The sequence below is a fragment of the Klebsiella sp. PK18 genome (genome assembly GCF_057784655.1).
The window spans coordinates 2320293-2333718 of the sequence record NZ_CM173493.1; the positions used below are offsets into that span (position 1 = coordinate 2320293).

At 60.7% G+C, this 13426-nt stretch carries 14 protein-coding genes; 1 reads left to right on the forward strand and 13 read right to left on the reverse strand.

All coding sequences use genetic code 11. The features are described 5' to 3' along the window. The 12 genes from AC3EMD_RS11250 to AC3EMD_RS11305 all read right to left on the reverse strand — a co-directional run bounded on the left by AC3EMD_RS11250 (position 1) and on the right by AC3EMD_RS11305 (position 11821). On the reverse strand, positions 1 to 519 hold the full coding sequence (locus tag AC3EMD_RS11250) for an anti-virulence regulator CigR family protein (RefSeq protein ID WP_008804585.1): 519 nt from the start codon (positions 517 to 519) through the stop codon (positions 1 to 3). A 377-nt stretch (positions 520 to 896) separates the two neighbouring features. Next, the gene (locus AC3EMD_RS11255; protein WP_012541493.1) at positions 897 to 1868 is read right to left on the reverse strand and encodes an ABC transporter ATP-binding protein; all 972 of its coding nucleotides are present in this window, start codon (positions 1866 to 1868) and stop codon (positions 897 to 899) included. Beyond that, positions 1865 to 2845, reverse strand: coding sequence for an ABC transporter ATP-binding protein (locus AC3EMD_RS11260; protein ID WP_012541494.1), 981 nt, complete (start codon positions 2843 to 2845; stop codon positions 1865 to 1867). Before AC3EMD_RS11260 ends, AC3EMD_RS11255 begins: the two co-directional genes overlap by 4 nt. Continuing rightward, a complete protein-coding gene (gene opp4C / locus AC3EMD_RS11265) occupies positions 2842 to 3792 on the reverse strand; it encodes an oligopeptide ABC transporter permease (RefSeq protein WP_012541495.1) in 951 nt (316 codons plus the stop codon). The genes AC3EMD_RS11260 and opp4C overlap by 4 nt, the downstream gene beginning before the upstream one ends. Further along, positions 3789 to 4748 (reverse strand): ABC transporter permease, encoded by a 960-nt coding sequence (locus tag AC3EMD_RS11270; RefSeq protein ID WP_008804589.1) that lies wholly within the window; start codon positions 4746 to 4748, stop codon positions 3789 to 3791. Before AC3EMD_RS11270 ends, opp4C begins: the two co-directional genes overlap by 4 nt. A 45-nt stretch (positions 4749 to 4793) precedes the next feature. Continuing rightward, positions 4794 to 6497, reverse strand: a complete 1704-nt coding sequence (locus AC3EMD_RS11275; protein ID WP_008804590.1) for an ABC transporter substrate-binding protein — start codon at positions 6495 to 6497, stop codon at positions 4794 to 4796. A 148-nt stretch (positions 6498 to 6645) separates the two neighbouring features. Further along, positions 6646 to 7689, reverse strand: coding sequence for a methionine ABC transporter ATP-binding protein (locus tag AC3EMD_RS11280; RefSeq protein WP_080782825.1), 1044 nt, complete (start codon positions 7687 to 7689; stop codon positions 6646 to 6648). Between the two features lie 52 nt (positions 7690 to 7741). Beyond that, a complete protein-coding gene (locus AC3EMD_RS11285) occupies positions 7742 to 8518 on the reverse strand; it encodes a MetQ/NlpA family ABC transporter substrate-binding protein (protein ID WP_008804592.1) in 777 nt (258 codons plus the stop codon). Positions 8519 to 8549: 31 nt separating this feature from the next. Next, positions 8550 to 9224 (reverse strand): methionine ABC transporter permease, encoded by a 675-nt coding sequence (locus AC3EMD_RS11290; protein ID WP_008804593.1) that lies wholly within the window; start codon positions 9222 to 9224, stop codon positions 8550 to 8552. 1 nt (position 9225) lies between these two features. Further along, positions 9226 to 10452, reverse strand: coding sequence for an SfnB family sulfur acquisition oxidoreductase (locus AC3EMD_RS11295; RefSeq protein ID WP_012968024.1), 1227 nt, complete (start codon positions 10450 to 10452; stop codon positions 9226 to 9228). A gap of 270 nt (positions 10453 to 10722) precedes the next feature. Continuing rightward, entirely contained in the window at positions 10723 to 11406 is a 684-nt protein-coding gene (locus AC3EMD_RS11300; RefSeq protein WP_012541497.1) for a CatA-like O-acetyltransferase, family 1, read from the reverse strand. A gap of 31 nt (positions 11407 to 11437) precedes the next feature. After that, a complete protein-coding gene (locus AC3EMD_RS11305) occupies positions 11438 to 11821 on the reverse strand; it encodes a VOC family protein (protein ID WP_042947510.1) in 384 nt (127 codons plus the stop codon). Between the two features lie 90 nt (positions 11822 to 11911). On the opposite strand from AC3EMD_RS11305, the gene AC3EMD_RS11310 reads away from it, so the two are divergent. Then, the gene (locus AC3EMD_RS11310) at positions 11912 to 12682 is read left to right on the forward strand and encodes a DeoR/GlpR family DNA-binding transcription regulator (RefSeq protein ID WP_039103693.1); all 771 of its coding nucleotides are present in this window, start codon (positions 11912 to 11914) and stop codon (positions 12680 to 12682) included. A 4-nt stretch (positions 12683 to 12686) separates the two neighbouring features. On the opposite strand, the gene AC3EMD_RS11315 is transcribed toward AC3EMD_RS11310, so the two are convergent. Beyond that, positions 12687 to 13316: a LysE family translocator gene (locus tag AC3EMD_RS11315; RefSeq protein WP_046882405.1), complete on the reverse strand. Its 630-nt coding sequence runs from the start codon at positions 13314 to 13316 to the stop codon at positions 12687 to 12689. Positions 13317 to 13426: the final 110 nt, after the last annotated feature.

The following is a 13426-nucleotide window of genomic DNA, read 5'->3' on the forward strand; positions in this document are numbered from 1 at the left end:
TTAGTCAAACACACCGTTAATCACGGCGGTCACGATGGCAGTGCTCAGGGCGACCAGCACCAGGTCATCGCCGACCGCTCGCCATTCATAGCCTGGATAATAGGGCAGGTCGTTAATCATGGAAGCCGGCAGGGTCTTTTTCGCGATACCCGGAGGGAGCGGTTTGCCGCGGGCAACATTTTTGGCGATACCCGGAGGCAGCGCCTGATAGCCGACCAGACCGTAGTTCACGGCAAGGGAGCGCGCCCGTGAGAAGCTAATATCGCTGTCGACGTGGTCGGGTTTACCGTAGTTTTTGCGGTTGCCATGCTCGTCAGCAGACTGACCTTTATTCTGGCCTTTATTACCATGGTCGCCATTATTGCCATGATTGCCGCTATTGCCATGGTTACCACTGTTCCCGTGATTACCACCGCCATTACCGTTGCCATTACCCGGGTTGGCATACGCCGGCGCGGCCATGACGGCAAGAGAAATAACCGCCGCCAGTGCTGTTTTGAGAGTGCGACGCTTAAGCATGATGTTGTTTCCTGAATGGGGAGTACACGCTTAAAACATAAGAGAAAGCTATACCCCTGGCAATCTCATCATTTCTTATTTTTTGCCGGTTTTTAATCACCGGCGGGAAAGATAAAGGGAAAGGGATAGCGGGGCGCGGACAGGCAATTCCATTGCTGCGTTTTGACAGACGGGCGACCGCGCCCCGCTAAATGTGTTGCCGACAGGATCGCTCCCGGGCGTAGAGAAAAAAATGCCCGAAGCCATCGGGCAAAAATGAACAAAAATATTACGCTTCATTCATAACGCGTCTCACAAGACGGGGCGGATAGTAAATCCTGGCGCTGCCGTGCACAATCGGACGGTTGTTTAGAAATAAATAACCCCATCGACTGTGCTCAGGACGCGACCCCATGGCAGGCGACCCGATGGCCCGGGGCCACCTCGCGCAGCGCCGGAGCTTCTCTCCTGCACCGCTCGCTGACCTGCGGGCAGCGGGATGAAAAGCGGCAGCCGGGGGGCGGATTGGCCGGATCCGGGATCTCACCTTGCACCAGCGCCTGCGGTTCACTGTGCGGATCGAGGGTTGGCACCGCGGCCAGCAGGGCGCGGGTATAGGGATGGAGGGGGCGGCTGAACAGCGCATCGCGGCTGGCGCTTTCCACCAGCTGTCCCAGATACATCACCGCCACATCGTCACATAAATGCTCCACCACCCCGAGGTCGTGGGAGATAAACAGGAAGGTGACGCCGCGCTCGTCGCGCAGGTCGGAAAACAAATTGATGATCTGCGCCTGAATCGACACATCAAGGGCCGAGATGGGCTCATCGGCGACGATAAAGTCCGGGTTGAGGATCAGCGCCCGGGCAATACCGATCCTCTGGCGCTGGCCGCCGGAGAACTGATGCGGGAAGCGGGCATAGTGTTCCGGCGCCAGGCCACAGATCTTCATCACGGCGATCACCCGGTCATACAGCTCATCGCGGGTGCACAGCTTGTGCTGCAGCATGGCTTCGCCAATCGCGTCGCCAATACGCAGCCGCGGGTTCAGCGAGCTATAGGGGTCCTGAAACACCAGCTGCATTCTGGGCCGGATGGCGCGCAGGGCAGGCGCGGTCAGGTCGGCCAGCTCCTGACCGTGAAATTTCACGCTGCCAGCACTCTTCTCATACAGGCCAAGCAGGGTCCGGCCGACGGTGGTTTTACCACTGCCGGACTCGCCCACCAGGCCAAAAATGGTGCCCGGACGGATGTTAAAGCTGACGCCGTCCACCGCGCGAAGCTCGCCGGTCTGCTGGCCAAACAGGCCGTCGCGCAGCGGAAAATATTTTTTCAATCCATCCACTTCAATAACATAGCGTTCGCTCATGCTGTCGCCTCCGCAAATTCGCTGTAAAAGCAGGCGGCCCGCTGGCGCTCACCGAGCAGCGGCGGAATCGCCTCCCGACAGCGCGCCGTCGCCCGCTCGCAGCGCCCGGCAAAGGCGCAGCCCGCCGGCAGAGCGGCCAGATCCGGCACCTGGCCGGGAATAGAGTACAGCCGCCGACGCCGCTCACCCGGCACCGGGCGGGAGGCGATCAGCCCACGCGTGTAAGGATGTTGCGGATGCCGTAGCACCTCTGCGGTGGCGCCCTGTTCCACGATCCGTCCGGCATACATCACCACTACCTGCTCGGCCATCTGCGCGATCACCCCCAGATCGTGGGTAATCAGCATCATCGCCATCTGGCTGGCCCGCGCCCGGTCACGCAGCAGGCGCAGGATTTGCGCCTGCACGGTCACATCGAGCGCGGTGGTGGGTTCGTCGGCAATCAGCAGTTTGGGCTGACAGCTCAGCGCCATGGCGATCATCACCCGCTGCAGCATGCCGCCGGAAAGCTGGTGAGGGTAGCGGGTCATCAGGCTGTCGCCGCGCGCCAGGCCGACCTCGCTTAACAGCTGGATGGCCTGCTGCCAGGCGGCTTTCGGCGTGGCGCCGAGGTGGCGGATCAGCGGTTCGCACAGCTGCTCCCCGATGGTCAACACCGGGTTCAGGGCCGACATCGGTTCCTGAAAGATCATGGCCAGCTGGTGGCCGCGCAGGTCGGCCATCTGTCTGGCTTTCAGCCGCAGCAGATCGCGGTCCGCGAAGCGGATCTCGCCGCCGTCGATGCGCGCCGCCTGCGGTGGCAGGAGACCCATCAGCGTCATGGCGGTGACGCTTTTGCCGCAGCCGGATTCGCCCACCACGCCAACGGTTTGTCCGGCCTGAATGGTGAAAGAGACCTCCTGCACCGCGCGCACGCGAGTGCGTTCGCCGGCGAAAGAGACGGAGAGATGATTAAAGGAGACTAACGGCGTGGTCATTTCAGCCTCGGTTTCATATTGGGATCCATGGCGTCGCGCAGGCCGTCGCCCAGCACGTTGATGGCGATCACGGTGATAAAGATGGCGATGCCCGGCGGCATCCACAGCCAGGGGCGGCGCTGGAAATCGATCAGGCTATTGGCAGCATCCATCATATTGCCCCATGACGGCGTCGGCGGTACCACGCCGAGGCCGAGATAGCTCAGCGCGGATTCACTGAGAATGGCGTTGGCGACGGCCATGGTCGCCATCACCACCAGAATCGGAATGGTATTCGGCAGCAGGTGGCCAAACAGCCGGCGACGCGCCGACAGGCCCAGCACCTGGGTGGCCAGCATAAAATCGCGTTCGCGCAGGGAGAGACATTGTCCGCGCACCAGCCGCGCCAGTCGGGGCCACTCCAGCAGGCTGAGCATCACCACCACCATATAAATGCGCGAGTCCGGGGAAAAATCGAGCTCAGAAAGCATCGCCCCGGCGACGATCAACAGCGGTAACCCGGGGATAGTCATCACCAGGTCGGCCACCCGCATGATCAGTTTGTCGGTTAAACCGCCGACATAACCCGAGAGGGCGCCGAGCAGGTAGCCGAGGCACACCGACATCACCATGGTCAGCAGGCCGATAATCAGCGAGATGCGCCCGGCCAGCAGCAGGCGGGTGTAGACATCGCGACCAAGAAAATCGGTCCCGAGCCAGTGTTCCGCCCCGGGCGGCTGGTTGATGCTCAGGGCATCGGTGGCATCATCTCTCCATGGCGACCAGACGGGCCCCAGCACGCACCATACCGCCATCACCGCCAGCAGGATCAGGCAGAACATGGCCAGCCGGTTACGGCGCAGCTGTCGCCACCCCTGGCGCCAGGGAGAGGGGGGAATATGCGCCAGCGCCGGGATAGCCGCCTGCCGCTGGCGGCGACGGGAAGCAAAGTAAGACAGGATCATCATGACCTCACCCGAATACGCGGATCGGCCCAGGCGTACAGCACGTCGGCGAGCAAATTCCCGACGATCGTCAGCACCGCCAGAAACAGGGTAAACCCCATCAGCACCGGATAGTCGCGGGCGGCCAGCGAGTCGATATGGATGTGGCCTGCCCCTGGCCAGTTGAACACCTTTTCGGTAATGATCGCCCCGGAGAACAGCCCCGGCAGCTCGAAGCCCAGCAGGGTGATAATCGGCAGCAGGGCGTTGCGCAGGGCATGCTTGAGGATCACCGTGCGCTCCTGCAATCCCTTGGCGCGGGCGGTACGGATAAAATCCATTTTCACCACGTCGAGCATACTGGCGCGCACATAGCGCGTCAGGCTGCCCGCCTGCAGCATCACCAGCGCCAGCACCGGCAGCGCCAGGTGGGCGGCCACTTGCAGCACATACTGCCAGCCGCTCTCGTCGCTGCCGGTATTGGTCATCCCGCCTACCGGTAACCAGTGGAGATCGACGGCGAACCATTTAATCAGCAGCAGGCAGAGGAAAAAGGTGGGGAACGACATGGCGGCAAACACCGCGACGCTCACCAGATGATCAAACCAGGAGCCGGGTCGCAGGGCAGAAACCACGCCGACCGCCAGGCCAATGCCCCAGTAAAAGACCAGCGCGACGCTGGCCAGCAGAAAAGAGTTCCAGATGTACTGGTTGAGCAACTGGCTGACCGGGATCTGATACTGCAGTGAAAAGCCTAAATCACCGCGCAGCAGCTGTCCCAGCCAGTGGAGGTAGCGGGTGAACAGCGGCTGGTCGAGGCCGTAGATCGCCTTCAGCTCTGCGGCGCGGGCGGCGGTCAGGGTGATATTGCCATCGATAAAGTCGCCGGGGGTTTTGGCAAACAGCATAAAAATAATGAAGGAGGCCAGCAGCAGCATCGGCAGCGTTTGCAGCAAGCGCCTCAGGATGAAATTTTTCATGACGGTCTCACATCAGCCGCCGGTTAACCCGGCGGCCAGGGGGATTTACTTGACGATTTTTACATCCGGCAGGCTGCCGGTCAGGCCGTTGTAGATATCCGGCTTAAAGCCGCTGACGCGGGCGCTGCTGGCGGAAAGAATGTTGCGATAGCCAAGCAGGATCACCGGCGGATCGTCGGCCAGCACTTTATACAGCTGGTGGTAGATCGGCTTGCGCTGTTCAATGTCGAGCACCGCGTTGCCGGCGTTAATCAGCTTATCGACTTCCGCGTTATGGTAGCCGGACTCTTTAGCTTCGCTGCTGTAAAAATCCCATACCCCATCGTGCGGGTCGTTGAGGGTGCTGGTGCTAAAGGAGGCCAGATCGTAATTTCCGGCTTTACGCTGCGCCATCAGGGCATTGAAATCCACCACCTGCGGCTTCAGCAGTACGCCAATCTGCCGCCAGTTCTCCTTGGCGATGGGGATCAGTGCATCGTTGAGCACCTTCTTGCTCACCAGCAGGGTCAGCTCCAGGCGCTGGCCGTCTTTGGCGCGGATACCGTCGGCGCCAGGTTTCCAGCCGGCCTCATCCAGCAGCTTTTTGGCCTGTGCCGGATCGTAAGGGTAAGGGTTGACGCCTTCAGCGTTAAAGGCCCAGGAGATCGGGGCGATCGGCTCGATGGCGACTTTGCCGTACCCCTGATAGACCACGTCGATCAGCTTCTGCCGATCCAGACCGTAAATCAGCGCCTGGCGCACGCGCTTATCCTGCAGCGCCGGGCGATGCACGTTGAACTCCACCTGGCTGTAGTCGCTGGAGCCGTAAAGATTAATGTTGGCGAAGCCGAGCATTTTCAGCTGCTCAATATCGTCGGGGCGTGAGGTAAAGGCGTCATAGTCGGTCTCCCCGGTCTGGAACAGCTGGAAGTTGGTCGACGGATTGGTCACGCGGTAGATAAAGCGCGGTGTTGGCGGCGTTCCGCGGTAAAAATGGCTATTGGCATGGAAGCGTATTTCCTGACCGGGAATGTATTTGTCGTACACGTAAGGGCCGTTGCCCAGTGGCTTGCCGTGCAGTGAACGCAGATAGTCGAGATTTCCCCGCTGATATCCTTTGCCGTACCAGGCTTTCGACAGCACCGGCCCGCCAATTTTGGCCAGCGTGGTGGCGCCTGGCTGCGTGGTGGTCACCTGCAGGGTGAGCGGGTCGATGACCTTCAGGCCGCTGACGCTGTCAGCTTTGCCGGCTTTGTAGTCCGCGCCGCCGGCGATATTGGCCAGGGTGATGTCGGTATCGCCATCATATTTGGGGTCGAGCAGGACCGTCAGGGTAAAGGCGACATCTTCCGCCGTCAGCGGTGAACCGTCGCTGAAGGTCAGGCCAGGGCGCAATTTGATGGTATAGACTTTACTGTCCGGGCTGACCGTCCAGCTCTCCGCCAGTCCCGGGACCAGCTTACCCTGACTGTCCCAGTCAATCAGGCGTGAAAAAATGACGTTAGTCACGTTCTCATCCCAGCCGTTGACGAAAAAGTAGGGGTTAAAGATCCCCTGCGGCTCGGAGATCCCGGCCACCACCGTGTCTTTCCGCAGTTTGGCGCTGGCCGGGATCTGGCTGGCGTCGGTGGCCGGGGTGATGCCTTCTTTCAGGATCCCTTCCGCATGGGCAACAGAAGAAAATGCTACCACGCCGCCGAGCAGGGCCACTTTTAGCGCCAGGGCGAAGCGGGTTTTTCGGGTTTTTAATCCTTGTTGTAATCTGGACAAAAGTGCTACCTCATCAAATAATTGCGTGGTTATTTACAATTCATGACGAAAGATAAGAGGCGCACTTCGCCCTGTCTAACACTGAAACGCTATGATTTATAACTAATTATCCTTAGCAAAGGATCGGGAATATAATCCCATTCGATGGCTAAGAAACAGTGGTTTCCGCTGTCTGATGATGGTGGGTCAGAATGCTGTCTGCGACCCAGCCATCCTGCGCCAGCGCGCTGGCGGCCAGCGGCCCGCTCAGCCGGACCTGCAGCTGGCCGATCACCCGGCCCTGAATGCGCTCGCAGTTGCTGTACAGCAGTCGGGCGTCGCCTCCCAGCAGGCTGGCGATATGCTGCAGATTGGGTTCGCGACCGCTGCTGCCGTCAAAACGTAAGGTCACGATCTGCTCGCCGTCGCGCAGCGCTGGCCCGGCCTCCGGGCGATCGGGGTGCTGCAGGCCGAGCATGGCGCGCGTCACCGGGTGCTGCGGGTTGCCAAACACGCGCCAGACATCGCCCTGTTCGACAATGCGCCCGCCCTCAAGCACGCTGACCCGATCGCAGAGGGTGCGAATGACCTCCATTTCGTGGGTGATCAGCACGATTGTCAGGCCCAGGCGCTGGTTAATCTCCTTGAGCAGAGTTAGCACCGACAGGGTGTTTTCCGGATCCAGCGCCGAGGTTGCCTCATCGCACAGCAGAATTTCCGGCTGCGTGACCAGCGCCCGGGCGATGCCGGTCCGCTGTTTCTGGCCACCGGAGAGGCGGGCCGGGTAGCTGTCGCGCAGCGCGCTGAGGCCCACCAGCTCAAGCATCTCGCTGACCCGACGCTGGCGTTCGCCGGCCGGGACGCCAGCCATCTTCAGCGGCAAGGCGATGTTCTGCGCCACGGTTTTGGTGGCCATCAGGTTAAAGTGCTGAAAAATCATCGCCACCCGCCGACGCAGATCGCGCAGCTGGCGCGTGGAGTAGCGCACGGTTGACTCGCCGTGGATGAACATCTCGCCGCTGTCGGCATTTTCCAGACGATTAAACAGGCGCAGCAGGGTGGATTTTCCGGCGCCGCTGCGGCCGATGATGCCGAAAATTTCGCCCTGACGGATGGTCAGGTCAATGTCCTGTAGCGCCTGCACGCCGTTAGGATAGGCTTTGCTGATACCAGCAAACTCAATGTGGGTCGGTGGGGCGGGGATATGCGTCACGATGATGCGCTCCGTTAGCCCGGGCAGCGGCTGACGCCGCTGCCCGCGGTGATTAGAATCCAGGTAAAATTTTGCCCTGATAACGCGTCAGAATGAACTGACGAACTGCGTCCGAATGCAGCGCTTGCGCCAGCTTCTGAATGCCCGGGTCCTGAATATTGTCCGGGCGCGCCACCAGATATTCGACGTACAGATCGCTGCCTTTTTCCACCAGCAACGCTTTATCGGTGTCGATACCGGCCTCCAGCGCATAGTTGGCAAAGATAAAGGCCAGGTCGACCTGCTTCACCGCGCGCGCCAGCATGGCGCCCTCCAGTTCGCGGATCTTAAAGTGATGCGGGTTGCTGGTAATGTCCTTGGTTGCCGATTGCGGGTTGTGCGGATCCTTGAGGGTAATCAGCCCGGCGTTGCTTAACATCACCAGCGCGCGGCCGGTGTTCACCGGATCGTTAGGGATGGCGATCGTGGCACCGTCAGGCACCGCGGCGAGGGTCGTGTATTTGCTGGAGTAGGCGCCGAAGGGCTCGATATGCACTCCCACCACCGGTACAAGGTTGGTGTGGCGGGTCTGGTTGTAGTTATCGAGGAATGGCCGGTACTGGTAGTAGTTGGCGTCGAGGTGTTTCTCCGCCAGTTGCTGGTTAGGCTGAATAAAATCGTTAAACACCTTGACCTGTAAATCGACGCCTTCCTTTGCCAGCACCGGCTTCACAAATTCAAGGATTTCCGCATGCGGCACCGGCGTGGCGCCGACGATCAGCGTCTCGTTAGCCAGCGCTGCGGTGGAGAAGAGGGCCAGCAGTCCGGCGGCAATAATGGATTTTTTCATGATAAGGGTTTCCTGAGCAGAGAAGGGTAAGTTATTTGCGGCTGACGTAGCGCACCAGGCGGTCGCCGCTCATTTGCAGAAGCTGTACCAGCGCAATCAGCATCAGGACGGTGACCACCATCACGTCAGTCTGAAAGCGCTGATAACCAAAACGAATGGCCAGATCGCCCAGCCCGCCGCCGCCGATCACCCCCGCCATCGAGGTGTAGTCGACCAGCAAAATGGCCGTCACGGTCACGGCGGCGATCAGCCCGGCCCGCGACTCCGGCAGCAGCGTGTGCCAGATAAGCTGCCAGGTGCTGCCGCCCATCGACCAGCTGGCCTCCACCAGGCCGTGCTCCACTTCGCGCAGGGCGGTTTCCACCAGCCGGGCGAAGAACGGGGCGCAGCCGGCGACCAGCGGCGGAATGGTTCCTTCCACCCCCAGCGAGGTGCCGGTCAGCAACGTGGTCACCGGGATCATCACGATGAGCAAAATGATGAACGGCAGGGATCGCAGTACGTTGACGCACAATGACAGCAGGCGGTAAAGGCGCGGGGCGTACAGCAAACGCGGCTCGCCGGTGAGATAGAGCACAATCCCCAGCGGAAGCCCCAGCAGTACGGTCCATCCCAGCGACCAGGCCAGCATGGTAAGGGTATCGAGGGCGGCCTGGGCCACATCGTTCCAGTCGATTTCCGCGAAAAACGCCAGCAGACTCGTCATATCAGTTCCAGTCATGTCGTTGCGGGCGAATGCCGTTCAGCACCCAGTTGCCAAGCAGCTGATACTTCCAGCGAACCGGGTCGTGCAGGGTGTGCACCCGGGCATTGCGCCAGTGGCGGTCGAGGTTGAGCGACTCACCGGTGGCGCGAGTGCCCCCCAGCTCGAACAGGCGGCTGGCGGACTCCAGCGCCACTTCGGTGGTCCAGATTTTGGCGCGGGCGACGGCCAGCGACGCCTCGGCGACATGCTCCTCGCTGAGGTCATTTTTATAGCGGTCGAGCACCCGTCCCGCCCGCTCCAGCAGCGCGTCGGCTGCCGCAAGGCGGCTGTCCAGTTGACCGATATGGTAGATAGTCAGCGGATCGTCGCTCGCCCGCGCCACACCGGCGTCGATCCACGGCCGGGCGCTGTGGCGCACAAACGCCACGGTATCGTCCAGCGCCGCGCGGGCGATCCCGGCATCTATTGCCGCGGTGGTCAACTGGGCGAAGGGGCCGGCAAGAGTCGGGCTGGCGTAGGACTTCCAGGTTGGGAAAAGGTGGAAAGGATTAACCGGAAGATTATCGGCCAGCACGGTGCCGCTGGCGGTGGTGCGCTGACCGAGGCACGCCCAGTCGTTGACCACCGTCAGCCCCGGGCTGTTCTGGGGGACGAAAGCGAGCTGGGCGCGGTCGTCGGCGTCCAGCGCCAGAATGCCAATCCAGTGGGCGTACAGCGAGCCGGTGCAGTAGCCTTTACGGCCATTGATCCGCAGACCGTCTGCGCCTTCCTCGATACGGGTACGAATATCAAGGACCGTTTTCCCCCCGGTTTCCGACAGGGCATTGGCGAAGCGATAGCCCTGTAATACCTGGGCGAAAAAGAACGCCTGCTGGTCGTCGCTACCCTGCAGACGAATATCCTCCAGCAGGCAGTAGTGGTTCTGGGGTATCTGGCCTAACGACGGATCCGCTGCAGAGAGAATGGCGATAACCTGCGCGAGGGTCGCGGCCGAGACCTCGGCGCCGCCAAAGCGGCGCGGCACCGTGATGCCCCACAGTCCGCTGTTGGAATAGGTGTTGACGATCTCTGCCGGGACAATGCCCGTCCGGTCGCGCTCGGCGGCGCCGGGTTTGAGCACGGCGGCGATCTCATGGGCGATGGCGAGGGCTTCCGCATCGCTGGCAATAATATGCGCCTGCGGCGTGGACTGGGTGTAAGGCTGTGCGGGTGAACTGGCTGACATCATCTTCTCTCTTATTCAGTGAATAGCTTATGCAAAAATTAGATAAATAAATAATTCATAATGCCTGTGGGTTATATGTGTGGGTATGCAAAACACGTGCCAGCGAGAGAGGAAGGCGCAGTCGTGATAGGAAGCGGCTTGGCTATGTCAGCTGATGGAGCGGACTGCTGCAAATGCAGCGCCGTTTTGCGCCGGCTGTTGCAAAGGCAACAGGAGAGGAAAGCGACCGCCGGACCGAAGGAAGGCTGTCAGGCGGTGAGCGTGGCGAGGACCTCAGCGTTTCTTTGCCGCAGGGGCGAGCAGTGAGGGTGCGGTCTCGGTTAACGGTTGCCAGAGCCGCTCGGGGTCGCTAAATCCCTCTTCCACGAGAGCAAAAAAGCGGCTGGCGTGGAGACCGTCGACGAAGGCATGGTTAAACCGCCCGGCCACCGGGATCACGCCGTTCTGTAGTTTCCCCCAGGTAAGCGCGGGCACCGCCGCGCCTACGGCATATTCCGCATGGGTCATCGAGGTGAAGTGGAGCCACGGCAGACAACTGGCGCAGATAAAATGCTCGCCATCGACGATGAGCGGCGCCGGCGTTGTCTCTCTTGCCGCGACGATCTTCGGCGTTGCCGCATCGCTGAAGGTGGTGAACTCGGGGGCGTTGTCGCACCATACCTGGCGGAATCCTTCCTCGACGGTCATCACCGGCGTCATTACCGCCAGGCTGTCATATTCAATCACCTCATCATTGCGCACGCGCTGCCGTAGCTGCGGTACTCCGTTTGCCGCGCGCAGTAGCGCATAGAGCGCGAGCTGAAAAAACGAGACCCGACGGTCCTTCGCACATTCGTACAGGCGCTGCGCCGCTATCGGGACACAGAGGTTAAAGCTGGGGTTGGCAAATTGTCGGTAAAAGGTGAAATGGTCCCGGCGGGGCCAGGTCGCGGTGTCGATAATTCGGTAACGTGCCATGAATACCTCCTGAATACTGGCGGTCTGCTGACTATGCGACGATTTCAATCAGGTTGCCATCGGGATCGGCGATCACCGCCTCATAATAGCCGTCGCCGGTGGTACGCGGCGGCGAAACCAGTATCCCCGCAGCCTCGGCGCGTTGGGCGAGGGCATCGACCTGTTCCGCCCCGCCCACCGAGAGGGCCAGATGCGCCCAGCCGGTATGGTTATTATCCGCGCTGGCCGGCTGCAGGCCAGGCCTGGTCATCAGCTCGATCACCACCTCGTCGTCGATGGTGACAAAATAGGAGGCAAAGCCGGGGTTGGTCTGGCTGAGGTATTTTTCATTGATGCTGGCGGCAAAGAACTCCACCCAGAAGCGGGCCTGGACGTCGAGCTGTTGGGTCCACAGGGCGAAATGGGCAATTTTCATGGTAAACCTCCGGGCAGGAACATTGACAATCAAAGCAGCGCAGACGATCATGCTTGCTGTTGCTCGTTTTTGATAATTTAAGGAGTTTTCGTGCTCGATTATGCTGCTTTTCCCCAACAGCGACAAGCGTTGATTTGCCAGATCCTGCAGGAAAATGGCAGAGTGGTGTGCGCGGAGCTGGCGGCGCGGCTTCAGGTGTCGGAGCACACCATCCGCCGCGATCTGCATGAACTCAGTCGCGAAGGGTTCTGTAAAAAGGTGTATGGCGGGGCGGTGCTGAGCCTGCCGGAAGCCGGGGACTACAGTGAACGGAAAGATAAAAATCGAGCAACAAAACTCAGGATCGCGCAACAGTGTGCCAGGCTGGTGAAGCCCGGCGGCACGATTTTCGTCGATACCGGGACCACCAATCTGGCGATGGCCGAGGCGCTACCCGCTGAGCTGGCGCTGACGGTGGTAACGAACTCCCCGGAGATCGCCGCGGTACTGGTGAAAAAACCGTTGTATGACGTGGTGATCCTCGGCGGCCAGGTGCAGCGGGCGAGCGGCGGGTGCGTCGGCGCCGCGGCGGTGGCTCAGGTGCAGGGCATGTTATTCGATCAGGGTTTTATCGGCGGCTGCGCCATGGCGCCAGAGTCGGGCCTGACCGGTTTTGACTACGCCGACTGCGAGTTCAAGAAAGCGGTGATTAAGCAGTGCAGCGAAATTATCGTCGGCCTGACCTCGGATAAAATTCCGGCAGTGGCACGGTTTGTGGTGGCCGCGAGCAGCGATATCGATGTGCTGGTGGTGGAAGAGAACATCAGTCGCGAATATCGCGTTGCCTTTCAGCAGCACGATATTCGCATCCATACCGTGTAACCCGTTAGCGGGTGAGGGAGGTGGCGATAAGCCGCAGGCCCAGCGCCCCCAGCACCGTCGCGGTGGCGATGTCGATCCGCCGCTTCAGCCGCAGGTAGACGCGCCGCGGTCGATCGGCAGACAGCACCAGCGCCACCAGCGAATACCAGCTGACGTCAATCAGAAAGCTCATCAGCGGCACGATGTAGTAAAACGCGATGGGGATCTGCGCTGGCAGCAGAGCGGTAAAAATTGAGGCGAACACCAGCGCGGTTTTGGGATTGCTCAGCTGGGTATACAACCCATCGCGGAAGGTCTTCAGCAGCGAATGGTTGCCAGCCATGCCGCTGGCGGAAAAGTCCATCGGCTGCGCCGACCCGCGGAAAATTTTATAACCAAGCCACAGCAGATAGATCCCGCCCGCCACCTTCAGCCCAATAAACAGCTCCGGCACCGCGGTGAGCACCTTCTGCAGGCCCAGCATTGCCATAATGGAAAAAATGGCGGCGCCGGCGCCAGTACCGAGGGCGGTCACCAGACCGTGCACGCGTGAGCGAGCGACGGCATTGCGCGCGACAAAGATAAAGCTTGGGCCGGGACTGATCACGCCCATGATCAGCACCGCGGCAATGGCCATCAGGCTGGATAAGAACATAGCGACTCCTGTGATGTCCGCCGCCGGCAGGCGGTCGGTAACCTGTGAACGGTTGGGGTAGACAGAGTAGCAAACTGGTTCAGGAAATCACGTCAAAAAGGTGTGGATAA

What these genes read in the sequence shown, in the direction of transcription:
- AC3EMD_RS11250 (WP_008804585.1), bottom strand. Translation starts at nt 519, where the DNA reads ATGCTTAAGCGTCGCACTCTCAAAACAGCACTGGCGGCGGTTATTTCT.
- AC3EMD_RS11255 (WP_012541493.1), bottom strand. Translation starts at nt 1,868, where the DNA reads ATGAGCGAACGCTATGTTATTGAAGTGGATGGATTGAAAAAATATTTT.
- AC3EMD_RS11260 (WP_012541494.1), bottom strand. Translation starts at nt 2,845, where the DNA reads ATGACCACGCCGTTAGTCTCCTTTAATCATCTCTCCGTCTCTTTCGCC.
- opp4C (WP_012541495.1), bottom strand. Translation starts at nt 3,792, where the DNA reads ATGATGATCCTGTCTTACTTTGCTTCCCGTCGCCGCCAGCGGCAGGCG.
- AC3EMD_RS11270 (WP_008804589.1), bottom strand. Translation starts at nt 4,748, where the DNA reads ATGAAAAATTTCATCCTGAGGCGCTTGCTGCAAACGCTGCCGATGCTG.
- AC3EMD_RS11285 (WP_008804592.1), bottom strand. Translation starts at nt 8,518, where the DNA reads ATGAAAAAATCCATTATTGCCGCCGGACTGCTGGCCCTCTTCTCCACC.
- AC3EMD_RS11290 (WP_008804593.1), bottom strand. Translation starts at nt 9,224, where the DNA reads ATGACGAGTCTGCTGGCGTTTTTCGCGGAAATCGACTGGAACGATGTG.
- AC3EMD_RS11295 (WP_012968024.1), bottom strand. Translation starts at nt 10,452, where the DNA reads ATGATGTCAGCCAGTTCACCCGCACAGCCTTACACCCAGTCCACGCCG.
- AC3EMD_RS11300 (WP_012541497.1), bottom strand. Translation starts at nt 11,406, where the DNA reads ATGGCACGTTACCGAATTATCGACACCGCGACCTGGCCCCGCCGGGAC.
- AC3EMD_RS11305 (WP_042947510.1), bottom strand. Translation starts at nt 11,821, where the DNA reads ATGAAAATTGCCCATTTCGCCCTGTGGACCCAACAGCTCGACGTCCAG.
- AC3EMD_RS11315 (WP_046882405.1), bottom strand. Translation starts at nt 13,316, where the DNA reads ATGTTCTTATCCAGCCTGATGGCCATTGCCGCGGTGCTGATCATGGGC.